14 protein-coding genes are annotated in these 15,344 nt (G+C 73.2%); 5 read left to right on the forward strand and 9 right to left on the reverse strand.

Annotation, left to right across the window (positions count from 1 at the left end; genetic code table 11):
• Positions 1-67 precede the first annotated feature (67 nt).
• The gene (locus ACFWZ2_RS14605) at positions 68-799 is read left to right on the forward strand and encodes a chitinase (protein WP_384545447.1); all 732 of its coding nucleotides are present in this window, start codon (positions 68-70) and stop codon (positions 797-799) included.
• A 16-nt stretch (positions 800-815) separates the two neighbouring features.
• Here the strand turns inward: ACFWZ2_RS14605 and ACFWZ2_RS14610 are convergent, their stop codons facing one another.
• From ACFWZ2_RS14610 to ACFWZ2_RS14625, 4 genes are all read right to left on the reverse strand, one after another.
• A complete protein-coding gene (locus ACFWZ2_RS14610; protein WP_384545690.1) occupies positions 816-1,856 on the reverse strand; it encodes an NAD(P)-dependent alcohol dehydrogenase in 1,041 nt (346 codons plus the stop codon).
• 88 nt (positions 1,857-1,944) lie between these two features.
• Positions 1,945-2,742: an SDR family NAD(P)-dependent oxidoreductase gene (locus ACFWZ2_RS14615; protein WP_384545448.1), complete on the reverse strand. Its 798-nt coding sequence runs from the start codon at positions 2,740-2,742 to the stop codon at positions 1,945-1,947.
• A gap of 20 nt (positions 2,743-2,762) precedes the next feature.
• The gene (locus tag ACFWZ2_RS14620; RefSeq protein WP_384545449.1) at positions 2,763-3,383 is read right to left on the reverse strand and encodes a TetR family transcriptional regulator; all 621 of its coding nucleotides are present in this window, start codon (positions 3,381-3,383) and stop codon (positions 2,763-2,765) included.
• A gap of 462 nt (positions 3,384-3,845) precedes the next feature.
• On the reverse strand, positions 3,846-4,442 hold the full coding sequence (locus ACFWZ2_RS14625) for a helix-turn-helix domain-containing protein (protein ID WP_384545692.1): 597 nt from the start codon (positions 4,440-4,442) through the stop codon (positions 3,846-3,848).
• Positions 4,443-4,624: 182 nt separating this feature from the next.
• Between ACFWZ2_RS14625 and ACFWZ2_RS14630 the strand changes: the two genes are divergently transcribed.
• Complete coding sequence (locus ACFWZ2_RS14630; protein WP_384545450.1) at positions 4,625-5,758, forward strand: aryl-sulfate sulfotransferase; 1,134 nt, start codon at positions 4,625-4,627, stop codon at positions 5,756-5,758.
• Positions 5,755-7,110, forward strand: coding sequence for a uracil-xanthine permease family protein (locus tag ACFWZ2_RS14635; RefSeq protein WP_384545451.1), 1,356 nt, complete (start codon positions 5,755-5,757; stop codon positions 7,108-7,110). The genes ACFWZ2_RS14630 and ACFWZ2_RS14635 overlap by 4 nt, the downstream gene beginning before the upstream one ends.
• A gap of 16 nt (positions 7,111-7,126) precedes the next feature.
• Here the strand turns inward: ACFWZ2_RS14635 and ACFWZ2_RS14640 are convergent, their stop codons facing one another.
• Entirely contained in the window at positions 7,127-9,406 is a 2,280-nt protein-coding gene (locus ACFWZ2_RS14640) for a sulfatase-like hydrolase/transferase (RefSeq protein WP_384545452.1), read from the reverse strand.
• On the reverse strand, positions 9,399-10,145 hold the full coding sequence (locus ACFWZ2_RS14645; protein WP_384545453.1) for a TetR/AcrR family transcriptional regulator: 747 nt from the start codon (positions 10,143-10,145) through the stop codon (positions 9,399-9,401). Before ACFWZ2_RS14645 ends, ACFWZ2_RS14640 begins: the two co-directional genes overlap by 8 nt.
• A 152-nt stretch (positions 10,146-10,297) precedes the next feature.
• Between ACFWZ2_RS14645 and ACFWZ2_RS14650 the strand changes: the two genes are divergently transcribed.
• Entirely contained in the window at positions 10,298-11,755 is a 1,458-nt protein-coding gene (locus ACFWZ2_RS14650; protein WP_384545454.1) for an MFS transporter, read from the forward strand.
• A gap of 4 nt (positions 11,756-11,759) precedes the next feature.
• On the opposite strand, the gene ACFWZ2_RS14655 is transcribed toward ACFWZ2_RS14650, so the two are convergent.
• On the reverse strand, positions 11,760-12,320 hold the full coding sequence (locus ACFWZ2_RS14655; RefSeq protein ID WP_384545455.1) for a GNAT family N-acetyltransferase: 561 nt from the start codon (positions 12,318-12,320) through the stop codon (positions 11,760-11,762).
• 273 nt (positions 12,321-12,593) lie between these two features.
• Here ACFWZ2_RS14655 and ACFWZ2_RS14660 point away from each other — a divergent pair, with 273 nt between their 5' ends.
• The gene (locus tag ACFWZ2_RS14660) at positions 12,594-13,325 is read left to right on the forward strand and encodes an ANTAR domain-containing protein (protein ID WP_384545456.1); all 732 of its coding nucleotides are present in this window, start codon (positions 12,594-12,596) and stop codon (positions 13,323-13,325) included.
• Between the two features lie 67 nt (positions 13,326-13,392).
• On the opposite strand, the gene ACFWZ2_RS14665 is transcribed toward ACFWZ2_RS14660, so the two are convergent.
• Both ACFWZ2_RS14665 and ACFWZ2_RS14670 read right to left on the reverse strand, forming a co-directional pair.
• A complete protein-coding gene (locus ACFWZ2_RS14665) occupies positions 13,393-14,385 on the reverse strand; it encodes an alpha/beta fold hydrolase (RefSeq protein WP_384545457.1) in 993 nt (330 codons plus the stop codon).
• Between the two features lie 155 nt (positions 14,386-14,540).
• Entirely contained in the window at positions 14,541-15,335 is a 795-nt protein-coding gene (locus tag ACFWZ2_RS14670; RefSeq protein WP_384545458.1) for an SDR family NAD(P)-dependent oxidoreductase, read from the reverse strand.
• Between the last annotated feature and the right edge of the window lie 9 nt (positions 15,336-15,344).

Below are 15,344 nucleotides of genomic sequence, written 5' to 3' on the forward strand. Positions count from 1 at the left end.
CCCACCGGCCGAACTCCCCCGCCCCCCATCGGCCGCCGATGCCCGGCGGCCGGCCAAGGAGTCCACCATGCGCTCCCGCATCCTCGGGCTGCTGACCGCCACCGCGGCGGCCGCCTCCCTCGCCCTGCTGACGCTCGCCTCCCCCGCCTCCGCCGAGAAGGCGCCGAAGGGCGCGGCGGCCGAATTCATCGTCAGCGAGGCCCAGTTCGACCAGATGTTCCCGAATCGGAATGCCTTCTACACGTACAACGGCCTCACCGACGCGCTCAGTGCCTATCCCGGATTCACCCAGACCGGCAGCGACACCGTGCGCAAGCAGGAAGCCGCGGCCTTCCTCGCCAATGTGAGCCATGAGACGGGCGGCCTCGTCTACGTCGTCGAGCAGAACGAGGCCAACTACCCGCACTACTGCGACACCAGCCAGCCGTACGGATGTCCCGCCGGGAACGACAAGTACTACGGCCGCGGCCCGATCCAGCTCAGCTGGAACTTCAACTACAAGGCCGCGGGCGACGCGTTGGGCATCGATCTGCTCAACAACCCCGACCTCGTGCAGAATGACGCGGCCGTCGCCTGGAAGACCGGACTCTGGTACTGGAACACCCAGACCGGTCCCGGCACCATGACCCCGCACGACGCCATGGTGAACAGCGCGGGATTCGGCGAGACCATTCGCAGCATCAACGGCTCCCTCGAATGCAACGGAGGAAATCCCTCCCAGGTGCAGAGCCGGATCGACAGCTACAAGCATTACGCGCAGATACTCGGCGTGGACCCGGGCGGCAATCTCAGCTGCTGACGCCGCGCCGCGCCCGTCAGCCGTTCGGCAGGATCACGGCCCTGCCGTTGACGCGGCCCGCGTGCAGGTGCTCGTACGCCCTGGGTGCGTCATCCAGGGCGTACGTCTCCACATGGACGTCGACCGCGCCGGACCTGGCGAGGTCGAGGACCTCGATCAGCTCGGTGCGGCTGCCCCAGTACGGGGAGCGGACCGCGACGTCGTAGGCCGTGGTGCCGAAGCCGACGGACGCGGCGCCGCCGCCGATCCCGACGATCTGGACGTCCGCCTCGACGGCCGCGCAGGCCGTCGCCGTGGCGGCGGTGGGCGGGGCACCGACGAAGTCGAACACCGCCTGGGCGCCGAGACCGCCGGTCAGTTCGCGGACCTTCGACGCCGCGCGCTCGTCCGAGATGACCGCGTCGTGGGCGCCGACCTCGCGGGCCAGGGCCAGCTTCTCCTCGGTGACGTCCAGGGCGATCACCCGGGCCGGGGTCAGCGCGCGCAGGAGCTGGATGGCGACGTGCCCCAGGCCGCCCGTGCCGATGACCACGGCGGTGCTGCCCGGCGTCAGCTTGGGCAGCGAGGTCTTGATCGCGTGGTACGGGGTCAGGCCCGCATCGGTGAGCGGCACGGCGGTGACCGGGTCGAGGTCGCCGAGCGGGACCAGGTGGCGCGGGTCGTCCACGAGCAGGTACTCGGCGATGGCGCCGGGCGCCCCGAGCCCGGGCGGGCGGATGCCGAGGTCCGCGGCGCGGGTGCAGTAGTTCTCCTTGCCCTGCGCGCACATCGCGCAGGTTCCGCAGCCCCACGGCCCGTACACGGCCACGGAGTCGCCGAGCGCGAACCCGGTGACGCCGTCGCCGAGCGCCGCGACGGTGCCCGCGCCCTCATGGCCGAGGGTGAGCGGCAGCGGGAAGGACAGCGCCTCCGCGGGCATGCTCATCACGGCGATGTCCGAGTGGCAGACACCGGCGGCGGTGACCTTCAGCAGGACCTGGCCGGGGCCCGGTTCGGGGCGCGGGACGGTGACCACCTCGGGGTGGGCGCCGACGCTGCGGTACTGGACGGCCTTCATCTCGGCGGGCAGGCCGGGAAGTTCTTGCCCTGACATCTCTTGCGCCTCTCTTCTTGTGCTCGTCCCTTGTTGTGCTCATCGTCCCGGCTCAGCGTGCCGCGTAGCCGCCGTCGACCAGGTGGTAGCTGCCGTTGACGAACGAGGCGCGGTCGGAGAGCAGGAACAGGGTGAGTTCGGCGACCTCCTCCGCGGTGCCGAGGCGGCCCTGCGGGTGCAGCGAGATCAGGTGCTCGCGCTGGGCCTCGGCGCCCTGGAGCAGGGGCGTGTCGATGAAGCCGGGGGCGACGGCGTTCACGCGGACGCCCTGGGCCGCGTACTCGACGGCGGCGGTCTTGGTCAGGCCCACGACCGCGTGCTTGGCGGCGGAGTAGGCGGGCGAGCCCGCGAAGCCGTTGGTGCCGAGGATGGAGGACATGTTGACGACCGCGCCGCCGCCGGAGGCGAGGATCCGCGGCAGCTCGTACCGCAGGGAGTAGAAGACGCCGTTGAGGTTGGTGTCGATCACCCGCTGCCAGTCCGCCACCGCGTACTCCCCGGTCGGCGCGGAGGCGCCGGCGATCCCCGCGTTGTTGACCGCGAGGTGCAGTCCGCCGAACGTCTCGGCGCCGGACTCGACGGCGCGCCGCACGGACTCCGGGTCGGTGACGTCGACGCGCACGGCCACGGCGCGGCCGCCCGCTTCGGTGAGGGCGTCGGCGACGTCCTTCGCGCCCGCTTCGTTGTGGTCCGCGACGACGACGGACGCGCCCGCCGCGGCGAGGCGGCGGGCCACTTCAAGGCCGATGCCGGAGGCGGCACCGGTGACCAGGGCGGTCTTTCCGGTGAACTCGCCCTCGGCGCTCGGGGTGGTGGTGGTGTTCGTGCTGGTGCTGGTCCCTGCGGGCATGGACATGGTGGTACCTGGTTTCACTTGCCGGTGGTGCGGGGTGCGGGCTCGTCCGCGAGGGCCGCGAACGCCGCGTCGATGAGCTGCGGGAGAGGTGTGGCCGCGCCGGGCGCGATCCAGAACCGCACGGCGGTGCCGAACGCGCCGACCGCGAGGGAGACGGCGAGCGCGGGGCGCAGCTCGCGCCCCGCGTCCAGGCCGAGGCGCCGCGCGACGATCGCCACGGACTCGTTCTCGGCCTCGTCCCGCACCCGCAGATAGGCGGGCAGCAGCGAGGGCTCGCGATGGAGCAGGCGCAGCAGGTCGCCGGTGCGGGGAGCGCGGTGCCAGGCGGCGGGGTCGTCGTCGAGCCAGCTCCGCAGGGCCCGGTAGTAGGCCGTGAGCGGGCCCTCGTCCGCGGGGCGCGCCTCCAGTGCCGCGTTGATCCGGGCGTAGTCGGCGCGCAGCGCGTCGACCACGGCGTCCTCCTTGCCGGTGAAGTACCGGGAGAAGGTGCGGCGGGAGACGTCGGCGCGTTCGCTGATCGTCTCGACGGTGACCTGGTCGAGGCCGTGGGCGAGGACGAGGTCCACGGCGGCGCCCGCCATCGCGTCCCGGCTCTCCTGAACCTTGCGGGTCCTGCGGCTCTCCGTGGTGCTCATGCTTCGACTGTACTCCTCGAAGTGTCCCAATGGGACACATGGCCCGTCGGGACACTTTGAGGACGGCGTGTCGGGCACCGCCGGGGGCGGCTCGCCGGGGCACTTCGGGGACGGCCTGCCGGGTACTTCGAGGGCTACCCGCGGGGACACTTCGGGGGCTACCCACCGGAACACCTCGGGGACGGCCCGTCGGGACACTTCGAGGACGCCCCACCGGAACACCCCGGGAACGGCCCGCCGAGACACTTCGAGGACGCCCCACCGGAACACCCCGGGGACAGCCCGCCGAGACACCTCGGGTACGCCCCACCGGAACACCTCAGGGACGGCCCACCGGAACACCTCAGGGACGCCCCACCGGGACACCTCGAGGACGCCCCACCAGGACACTTCAGGAACGGCCCGCCGGAACACCTCGGGTACGCCCCACCGGAACGCCTCAAGGGCGCCCCGCCAGAACGCTCACCCCTCCGTCACCTCGACCTGATCGGACACCGCCACGACCAGGACGCGTGAGTCCTCCTCCGTGGCCCGCCAGCTGTGTCGTACGCCGCCGGACAGGAGGATGCTGTCGCCGCGCCCGAGGCGGTGGACGCGTCCCTCGGCCACCACCTCGACGGCGCCGTCGGCGACATACATCAACTCGTCGTTGCGGTGCAGGAATTCGCGGCCCGCGTCCGATTCCCCGGTGAACTCCAGGGCGTGGACCTGGTGCTGACCCCGCGTCAGCGGCCGTACCCCCGTGCCCGGCGTGAGTCCGCCCGCGTCGCCCGCGCGCACGACGTCGACGACCCGGCGTTCGTCGGACGCGGCGAGGAGCTGGACGGCCGTGGTGTCCAGGGCGTCGGCGATGCGCTGGAGCGAGCGCATGCTGGGGCGGGCGCGGTCGTTCTCGATCTGGCTGAGGAACGGGACGGAGAGTCCGCTGCGCGCGGCCACCGCCGCGAGCGTGAGGTCGAGGCTTCTGCGCCGCCGCCGGACGGCCCCGCCCACGCGCGGCGTGCCGTCGCCGTCGCCCCGGCCGCCGTCTCCCCCGGCCGTGCCCGCACCCGTCCCCATGCCCGTTTCCGCCCCCATGTCCGTGCCCATGCCCTGCACCCTAATTCGCCGCGGCACCCGCTCCGGACGCACTTTCGTACGGCTGTCACACGCACGACACACTCCCCCTCTAGCTTCAAAGTCGTTCGCTGTCGTCAAAGAAAGTTTGATGACGTCGCTTCGATGCCGTAGGGGACCCCGCCATGCCCGCCGTCGACCAGAACTCCCGCCGCCGCCACGCCACCGGACTCATCGCGCACGACCCGGACACCGCCTTCGCGGGCTACACGATCTTCGCGCCGCTCACCGGTTCCGGCGAGGTGTACCTCGTCGACATGGAGGGGCGCACCGCGCACCAGTGGACGTTCCCCTACCGGCCGGGGCGGCACGCGCGCGTGCTGCCGGGCGGCGACCTCGCGTACAACGGCGTCCTGCCCGGCGAGGACGCGCTGTTCCCCATGTGGCACAAGTACCGGGGCGGCGTGATGCTCCGGGCCGCCCCCGACGGGACCGTCCTGCGCGAGCACCGCGATCCGCTCCAGCACCACGACGCGCACCACCTGGCCGACGGCCGCATCCTCTACACCGGGCTCGAACCCCTGACGGGCGCGGACGCGGCCGGGGTCGTCGGCGGTGTGCCCGGGTCCGAGGCAGCGGACGGCACCGTCTGGGCCGACACGATCCGCGAAGTCGACGCCGAGGGGCGGACGGTGTGGTCGTGGCGCGCGTCGGAGCACCTCGACCGGGACGCCTACGCGCTGCACCCCGCGTACGCCCGCGAGCACTGGCCGCTGATCAACAGCGTCACGCCGCTCGCCGACGGGAACATCCTCGCGAGCCTGCGCAGCGTCTCCGCCGTGGTCGTCATCAGCAGGGCGACCGGCGAGATCCTGTGGCGCACCGAGCCCGGCACGGTCTCGCAGCAGCACGCGCCGACCGAGCTGGCCGACGGCAACTTCCTCGTCTTCGACAACGGCGTGTTCCGGCCCCACCACGACGTCCCGTACTCGCGGGTCGTGGAGATCGAGCGGGCGAGCGGCGCGGTGGTGTGGGAGTACCACGACCCGGCGCGGGAGTTCTTCTTCGCGCCGTTCATGGGCAGCGCGCAGCGCCTCGCGAACGGCAACACGCTGGTCACCGACTCCCCTTCGGGCCGGATCTTCGAGGTGACGGCCGAGGGGCAGCTGTGTTGGGAGTACGTCGTGCCGTACTTCGCCGGGTACCAGGAGTCGGAGGTGCGCGGCCTGTTCCCCGCCGAGCCCAACGCCGTCTTCCGCTCCTACCGCTACGCGGCGTCCGAACTGCCCTGGCTGGACCGTGCCGGTGGTGCCTCATGAGCGCGCCGACGGGGACCGGCGCGGTGGCGCCGGTGGACGAACGCGTGCCGCTGCGGCGCCTGTTGCCGCTGTCGGCGCAGCATGTGCTCGCGATGGTCGCGGCGCCCGTGTCGACCGTCTTCCTCACGGCGGGCGCCCTGCGCCTGTCGCCCGGGGACACCGCGTCGCTGCTGAGCGCGGTGCTCGTGCTGTGCGGCGCGGGCGCGCTGCTCCAGTCCCTCGGGGTGTGGCGGATCGGGGCGAAGCTGCCGTTCGTGATGCTGCCGGGCGGCGCGGCCACCGCGCTGTTCCTGCAGATCGCCGAGGACCACGGGGCGGCCACGGCCACCGGGTCCGTGCTGCTCGCCGCGGCGCTCCTGCTCGCCGTACTGCCGCTGTACGCACGCGTCGTACGGCTCTTCCCGCCCCTGGTGATGGGGGTGACGGTGCTGCTCATCGGCATCGCGATGGTGCGGGTGGCGGCGCAGCTGATCGCGGGGAACGGCGCACAGCCCGCCCAGCCGCGGGCGGTGGTGCTCGCCGGGCTCACCGTGGCCGCGACCGTGGGGGCGTATCTGCTGCTGCGGGGCGTGTGGCGGCAGACCGCGGTGCTCATCGGGATGGCGGCGGGGACGCTGCTCGCGGTGGTCACGGGTCTCGGAGAGTTCCGTCCCGCCGAAGGCTCCGGGTTCTCCCTTCCCGCCCTTCTCCCTTACGGCGCCCCGCACTTCGACCTGCTCGCCGCCCTTCCGCTGCTGCTCTTCAGCCTCACCACGCTCGCGGAGATCACCGGGCAGACCGTCCTCAACAGCGAGTCGGCGGGCCGCGTGCCCGATCCGGGCCGCGATGTGCCGCGGGTGGCCAGGGCCGACGCGCTCGTCTCGCTGGTCGGCGGCCTCTTCGGCACGTCGCTGATGGTGACCAGCGCGGAGAACATCGGCATCGGCAGGCTGACCGGGGTGCGCAGCCGGTTCGTGACGGCGGGCGCGGGCGTCCTGCTCGTGGCGACCGGGCTGCTCGCGCCCGTCTCACGGGCGGTCGCGGGCATCCCCGCCGCGGTCGTCGGCGGCTCCTCGCTCGTCGTGTACGCGGTCATCGCGGTGCTCGGCGTGGAGATGCTGCGCCGCGCCGATCTGGGCGGCGGCCCCGCGGAGGGCACGGGCTCGATGGTCGCGGCGCTCGCCCTCGCGGCGGGGCTGCTTCCGCTGCTCTCCCCCGGTCTGTACGACGGTTTCCCCGCCTGGGTGCGCACGGTGCTCGGCAGCGGGGTGGTGGCGGGCACGCTGACGGCGGTGCTGCTCTCGGCACTGCTGCGCGGCCGCGGCGGGCCCGACGGTCCTGGCAGCCGTGGCACATCCGACGGTCCCGGGTGAGGGCCGGCGGGGCGGGTCAGTCGCTGTGCAGGGCGTCGCGCGCCTCGTCCTCGGCGGTCCGCCGCGCGGCGCCCGACTCCCGGGCGGCCGTCGTGTCGATGACCACGTCGTGGAGGGTGCCGCGCCAGGGGTACGGCGGCCGGTAGGCACCGGGGTCCACCGCGAGGCCCCGGTCGTACCCCACGCACAGGCCCGTGCCGCCGTGCTGGAAGGTGTACGGGAACGCACCGCCGAGCGGCACGGCGGCGACGTCCGCACCGTCCACGACGAGGGTGAACCGCCCGTGCCCCGGCGGCTGTTGACCCTGCGCCGGGTCGAACCGCACCCCGATCCGGTGCCTGCCAGGCGTCAGCGGTGCGTCCGCCGCGACCCGGTCCAGGTCCCCGGCCCGCGAGCAGGCGAAGGCGGGCCGGCCCTCGTGGGCGTACAGGACGAATCCGCCGTTGAGGTCGCCGAGCGCGCACAGCACCCCGGCCGCCGCGCCGTCTCCCGGCACCTCGGCGTCGGCGGTCAGGGTGAATCCGCCGAAGAGCAGCGGCAGCGCCTCGTCGTGCACGGGTGAGCCGCCCGGCAGATAGCGGGCGCGGGCGGGCGGCGGCCAGGCGGGCGGGATCATCGCACCGAGGCGCTCCTGCATGCGGTCGTCCAGGGGCAGTACGTCATTGCGTACCGCCTCCGCGTCCCACAGCTCCGCCAGTTTCCGTACGACGTCCGGATGCCGCTCGGCCACGTCATGGGCCTCCGCGAAGTCGTCCGAGAGGCGGAACAGGGACCAGCGGTCGGCGGTGAAGTCGCGGCTGCCCGGGAGCAGTTGTTCCTCGTCGGCGACGCCCCGCGACACGTGGTCCGTGGTGGCCTTCCAGTCGCCGTGCACGATCGAGCGGGAGCCCAGCATCTCGAAGTACTGGGTGGGGAAGGGGCGTTCGGCGTCGGCGTCGTCGATGACGGGCAGCAGGCTGCGGCCGTCGACGGGCTGTTGGGGCACCCCGTCGACCTCGTCCGGCGCCCGGACTCCGCAGGCGTCGAGGATGGTCGGCATGAGGTCGACGACGTGCGTGAAGCCGGTGCGGACGGCGCCCGCGTCGCGGATGCGGCGCGGCCAGTGGGCGATGAGCGGGGCGCGGGTGCCGCCGAGCCAGGTGTAGCGCTTCCACAGCCGCAGCGGGGTGTTGCCCGCCCAGGCCCAGCCCCAGGCGTAGTGCGGATAGGTCGCGGGGCCGCCCCAGTCGTCGAGCGCGGCGAGGTTGCGGGCCGCGCTGTCCTGCGAACGGGCCGTGAAGCGATGTTCGTTGAGCGTGCCGAGCCTGCCGCCCTCGGCGCTCGCGCCGTTGTCGGAGAGGACGAGGACGAGGGTGTCGTCGAGGCGTCCGGTGCGGCGCAGGAAGTCGAGCAGGCGCCCGATCTGGGCGTCGGTGTGGGTGAGGAATCCCGCGAACACCTCCTGCATGCGCGCGAAGACGCGCCGTTCGTCGCCGTCGAGTTCCCGCCAGTCCTGGATCCAGGGCGGGCGTGCGGAGAGCGTGGTGCCGCCGGGGACGACGCCGATGGCGGTCTGCCGGGCGAAGGCCTCCTCGCGCACCCGCTCCCAGCCCTGGTCGAAGCGGCCCCGGTAGGCGTCGCTCCAGGCACGGGGCACGTGGTGCGGAGCGTGCGTCGCGCCGAGCGGGAAGTAGAGGAAGTACGGCTTGTCCGGGGTGGCCTGTTTCTGGTCGAGGATCATGCGGATCGCGGAGTCGGCGAGGTCCTCGCTGAGGTGGTAGCCGTCCTCGGGGCGGCCCGGCGGCTCGGTGTAGTGGTTGTCGCGCACGAGGTGCGGGGCGTAGTGGTTGGTGTCGCCCTGCAGGAAGCCGTAGAAGCGCTCGAAGCCGTAGCCGAGCGGCCAGCGGTCGAAGGGGCCCGACGCGGTGCGTTCCCAGCGGGGCGTGAGATGCCATTTGCCGACGGCGAGCGTGGAGTGGCCCGCGTCGCGCAGGAGCCGGGGCAGCGGCGCCGCGGACGTGGGCAGGCGGGCGGTGTAGCCGGGGTGGGCGATCGGCAGGTCGACGAGGAAGCCCATGCCGACCGCGTGGTGGTTGCGGCCCGTGAGCAGACTGGCGCGGGTCGGGGAGCACATCGCGGTGACGTGGAAGCGGTTGAAGCGCAGCCCGTCGGCGGCGAGCCGGTCCAGGTGGGGTGTCGCCATGTCGGAGCCGTAGCAGCCGAGTTGGGCGAAGCCGAGGTCGTCGAGGACGATGACGACGACGTCCGGGGCGCCGGGCGCGGGGCGCGGCCCTTCCGGGTGGCGGGGGTCAGTCATCCGCGGTGCCTCCTGGGTCCGGGGGACGGGAGTGGTGCGCGAGGCCGGTGGGCGTCTGCGGTGGCAGGAGTGCGTGCGTCGCGGGCGAGACGGGTGCGGTGAGGACGGCGACCGCGGCGTCGACGAGGTTCGCCACGAGCAGGTCCGTACGGCGCCCGGGGGTGGCCGCGCCGGACTGCAGGGCCCGTTCGTGGTCGGCGAGGGTGTGCAGCGTGAGGCCGATGAAGACGCGCCACCGGTCGGCGCGGACCGGGGCGGGGAGTTCGGCGAGGCAGGCGTCGATGCGCAGCCGGAGCTGGTGCAGGGCGCGCGTCCAGGGCGCGGCGGCCAGGTCGTAGGGGGCGATGCCCTCGACGTACAGCGCCTGCGCGACGAAGCGCAGGAAGTGGCTGGGCGGCGCGTCCGCGCCGGCCGTCGCGCGGGTGATCCGCTCGGCCATGGGGTGCACGAACACCTCGGCCAGCGCCCGCAGTTCCTTGCCGCGGCCCTGTTCGTCGAGGGCCGCGATGCGGCGCAGCTGCCCTTCGTTGGTCGGTTCGAGCCGGTACGCGTACACGGCGGTGACCAGGCCCCGCTTGTCGCCGAAGTGGTAGGCGACGGCCGAGGTGTTGCGCTGTCCGGCGGCCGCGGCGATCTCGCGCAGCGACACCGCGTGGATGCCCCGCTCGGCGAAGAGCCGCTCGGCGGTCTCGATCAGCCGGATCCGGGTGCCTGCGGGGTTCGGGCGGGGTTCGTCCACGTCGGTCAGTGTGCGGCCCTTGCCCCTTCAACGCAACTGCGTTAAACAGTGAACTCGGCCCAGGCGCACGTCAGTTGACCTCGCCCACCGCCATGCCCCGATCACGGCACGGGGTTCCGGGCGACCGACCGAGCGGTGGTGCGACACCAGCCATGCCCTCCGATCCCGCGCACCCCGCCCCGCTGCCCGACGGCCTCTCCCCCGCCTCGTACGCCCTGCTCCTCGCCCCGCTCATCCTCCTCACCGAGGTCGCGGCGCTCGAACTCACGCTGATCTACCCCGTGTTGCCCCTCCTGTCCGACGCCTTCGACACGGCGTCGATCGGCTGGACGCTGACCGTGGTGAGCCTGACGGGCGTGGTGGCGCAGCCGCTGCTCGGCCGGGCCGCCGACGTCATCGGGAAGAAGCGGATGATCCTGTACGCCGCGGGGGCCTTCGCCGCGGGCTCGCTGATCTGCGCGCTCGCACCCTCCTACCCCCTGTTCCTCGCGGGGCGGGCCGTCCAGGGCACCTGCCTGGTGATGGCCCCGGCCGCGTACGGACTGATCCGGGACGTCTTCCCGGCCCGTGTCGTCCCGGTGGCGCTCGGCGCGGTGACCACCGGCATCGGCCTGAGCGCGATCATCGGCCCGCTGATCGGCGGCGCACTGGGCCAAGTCCTCGGGTACCGGGCGGTGTTCTGGTTCGGGCTCTGCTATGTCGCCGCGCTCACGCCGTGGTTCGCCCGCACCCTGCCCGAGTCACCGGTGGTGCGGCCGCGCGAGGAACGGCGCGGCATCGACGTGGCGGGCGGCCTGCTGCTCGGGGCGGGCGCGGGCGGTCTGCTGCTGTTCATCGGGCAGGGCGCCGCCTGGGGCTGGGCATCGGCGGCCACGCTCGCCGCCCTCGGCGGTTCGCTGCTGCTGCTCCTCGGTTTCGTACGCCGTGAACTGCGCACGCCCCGGCCGCTGATCGACCTGCGCCTGCTGACCGGGCCCGCGCTGCGCTGGACGCTGCTCGCGGCCTTCTCGGGGGCGTTCGCGATCGGCGGGACGGCCTTCGCGATGCCGATGCTGGTGCAGACACCCACCGCGCTCGGCTACGGATTCGGCATGAGCGTGCTCGGCGCCGCCGTGTTCCTCGTGCCGCAGGGCCTCATCGGCGCGGCCTGCGGCCCCCTCGGCGGCCTGCTCGCGCGGCGCCGCGGCTCCCGGCACACGCTCCTTGCCGCCCTGACCGGACTCTCCGCCGCGACGCTCACCCTGGCGCTGCTGCACACCGCGCTGTGGCAACTCCTGCTGGCCGCGCTGTTCATGGGCGTGGGCTTCGGCTGCTTCTTCGTCGGGGTCTCCAACCTCGTCGTGGAGGCCGTCCCCGCCGACCGCACCGCGGTCGGCGCGGGCCTGATGGGCGTCGCCAACAACCTCGGCCAGGCGACGGGCGTCACGGTCCTCGGCGCGGGCCTCGTGGTGGCGGCGGCCATGCGGCACGGGCGGCAGCCCGCGACGGGCGGGATGCTGCGACTCGCGGGCGCGGAGGCGACGTCGGGAACGGAGGCGACGTCGGGAACGGAGGCGACATCGGGAACGGAGGCGACATCGGGGACGGAGGCGACGTCGGGGACGGAGTGAGCGCTCAGCGCGCCGCGCGGGCCCTGCGCCACTCCGGCGCGAGCACGGACCAGATCTCCTCGTCATGCCGCTCGCCCCGGTACAGATAGGACTCCCGCAGCACCCCTTCCTTCGTCATCCCCAGCCTGCGGGCCACCGCGATGCTCGGCGCGTTGCCCGAGGACACCCACCAGTCCACGCGGTGGATGCCCCGTTCCTCGACGGCCCAGTCGATGACCGCGCGCACGGCGCGGGTGACCAGGCCCCTGCCGACCGCGGCGGGCTCCAGCCAGCACCCCGCCTCCGCGGTGCCCTGCGCGACGTCGAACGTCCGCAGGAGGACCGCGCCGACCAGCGTGCCGTCCGTCCTGATGCCGAAGAGCCGCCCGGTGTCGGCCGCGGTCTTCTCGGCGTACGCCTGGAGGTAGGCGCGGCTGGACTCCAGGTCGGTGACGACGTCGGGCAGGCCGTTGTGCCGCCCGATGAACTCCCTGCCCCGGTCGATGTGGGCCAGGAACTCCTCGGCCTGCCACGGTTCGAGCGGGTGGAGCTCCGCGCCGTCGTCCCCCAGGGATACCGCGTACATCGTCACCTTCCAGCGTCGGGCCCGGTGTGCACTGCCAAGGGATCTTCGCACGGGTGTCCTGCCGCGTCCCGATGTGGCTCGAATTTCGTTGCGGACGTGACGACTTCACACCCCCTCCACGTATACGCTCCGCCGACCGCGGCATTGCCGGTGTGCGTCAGAAAAGGAGTGGGCAGGCGTCCCCCGGGAGGTGTACCCAGCACCGACCGGGCAGGTGTGGCCGTTCCGTCGCGCCATGGCCACCGCCCGACCGCTCACGTGAGGAAAGAGGACATGTCTGTGCCCCTGCAGAACCCCCCGGCCGCGGCGACCCTGCTCCTCCTGGTCGACGCCACGGAAGGCGACGAGGACGAGGACATCCTGGCGCGGCTGGCCCGCAGCGCTGCCGCCGTCCCGGGTGTCGACGCGGCCAGTTGCGCCATCACCACGCGGCCGGGCCACGCTCCGCACTCCGCGGCGTCGGACGATGTCGCGGAGCAACTGGAGCGCGTGCAGCTGGAGTTGAAGGAGGGGCCGTGCCGTGACGCCGCGCGCACCCGCAGAGCCCTCAACGACGTGCCCATGACCCATCCGCAGAGCCGTGTCCGCTGGCCGACGTTCACCCGGCGCGCCCTGGACGCCGGGATCACCGCGGTCACCGCCCTGCCCATCAGCCACCGCGGGCACCTCACCGGTTCCCTCGACCTCTACCACCAGCACCGCTCGCTGCACCCCGCCGGCGCCCAGTGGGGGCAGATGCTCGCCGACGCCGCGGCCATCGGCCTGGCGCACCGCACCGAACTGCGCACCGCACGGGTCCGGCACGATCAGCTGGAGACCGCGCTGACCAGCCGCATCCTGATCGAACAGGCCAAGGGCATCCTCGCCGAACGCCTCGACTGCACCACGGACGCCGCCTTCGACCGGCTGCGCGGCCACGCCCGCAGTCACCAGATGAAGCTCGTCGACCTGTCGCGCGACATCATCACCAACCCGCATTCGGCCACCCCGTTCGCCCGCCGCTGACACCGGACCCGGCGCGACGGCACACCCGGCGCAATCCCGGCGGCCCGCCGCGGGCCCCGGCAGGACGTCAGACGGGAAGCTCCGCGAGCCAGCCCGACAGGATCCGGCTGACCTCGGCGGGGCGTTCCTGCTGGATCCAGTGGCCGCAGCCGTCGAGGACGTGCGAGGCGCGCAGGCCGGGCAGCGTCTCGGGGAAGGCCTTGATCGCGTCGGCGAGCCACATGGTGGAGGCGTCGCGGGCGCCGCCGACGAACAGCGACGGCTGGGTCAGCGGGGCCCCCGCGAAACCGGCGAAGTCCGCCCAGTCCCTGTCCATGTTCCGGTAGCGGTCGAGCGCCCCGGTCAGGCCGGTCCGCTCGAACTCCCCGGCGTAGACGTCGAGTTCACGCTCGCCCAGCCAGCCGGGCAACCGCCCCTTCGGGAACCGGTCCCGCAACAGACCGCCGCGGCTCGCGAAGTGCGGGTCGGGCGCGCCGGGTCCGGGCATGGTGTCGCCGGAGAACGCGGCGTAGAAGCCCGCGAGCCAGCCCCGCACGTCGGGTTCGATCTCGGCCTCCGCGCGGCCCGGCTCCTGGAAGTACGAGACGTAGAACTCCTCGTCGCCGCCCATGCCCGCGAACACCTCACTGGGGCGGGGCCCGCCCGGCGGCGTGTAGGGCACGCTCAGCAGTCCGACCGCGCGGAAGACGTCCGGCCTGACGAGCGCGGAGTGCGCGGCGATGTTCGCACCCCAGTCGTGCCCCACGATCACCGCGGTCTCCTCGCCGAGCGCGTGCACCACGGCGACGGCGTCGTCGACGAGGTCGAGCATCCGGTACGCGGCGGTGTCCGCGGGCCTCGACGACCGGCCGTAGCCGCGTACGTCGACGGCGACCGCGCGGTACCCGGCCGCGGCGACGACCGGCAGTTGGTGGCGCCACGAGTACCAGGACTCCGGGAAGCCGTGCACCAGGAGGACGAGCGGCCCCGTCCCCTGCTCCACCAGATGGATGCGGCCCGCGGGCGAGGGGACCAGACGGTGCGTGCGGTCCGCCTCGGCTGAGGACAGGGACGGGGACATGGGCCCTCCTGGAGTGCTCGGCGCAGTCGATGTCCCGAGCATGCGACGACACCGGTGAACGACGCGAAGGCCGTTGCCACTTCGGCAAATCACTGCAACGGGGGCCCCGATCAAGAGGCGACGTACGCGTACGAAGACGGAACGACCGCGTACGACTACGGCACGATCGAGTCCACGTACCCGCCGTCGACCCGCACCGCCCCGCCCGTCGTCGCGGACGCCAGCGGCGAGCTGAGGTAGACCACCATGTGCGCGATCTCCTCGGGCTCGATGAGCCGCTGGATCAGCGACTGGGGCCGGTGCTTGACCATGAACTCCCGCTGCGCCTCCTCCCAGGGCAGCGCGCGGTCGACCAGTTCGTAGACGAAGTCCTCCACGCCGCCGGTGTGCGTGGGGCCCGCGATCACGGAGTTGACGGTGACGCCCGTGCCCGCCGCCTCCTTCGCGAAGCCCCGGCTCACCGCGAGCAGCGCGGTCTTCGACATGCCGTAGTGGATCATCTCGGCGGGCGTGGCGAGCGCCGAGTCGCTGGCGATGTTCTGGATCCGGCCCCAGCAGCGGTCCTTCATGCCCGGCAGGTAGTGGCGGATCATCCGCACCGCGGTCAGGACGTTGACCTCGAAGTAGCGGCGCCACTCGGCGTCGCTGATGTCCAGGGCGGGCTCGGTGCCGAACACGCCGAGGTTGTTGACGAGGATGTCCGCCCGCGGCAGCACGTCGAAGACCTGCGCCGCGCCCTCGTCGGTGGAGATGTCGCCGGGCGCCGCGAGGAACTCGGCGCCGCCGCACTCGCCCTTGAGCCGGTCGACGGCGGCGTCCACGGAGTCCCGGGAGCGCCCGTTGACGGCGACCCGGGCACCCGCCCGGGCCAGGCCGAGGGCGATCGCCGCGCCGATTCCCTGGGTCGATCCGGTCACGAGCGCGGTCTTGCCGGAGAGATCGACGAGCACGGTGCGTAC

This window comes from Streptomyces sp. NPDC059002 (assembly GCF_042740435.1).
Classification (GTDB): Bacteria; Actinomycetota; Actinomycetes; order Streptomycetales; family Streptomycetaceae; genus Streptomyces.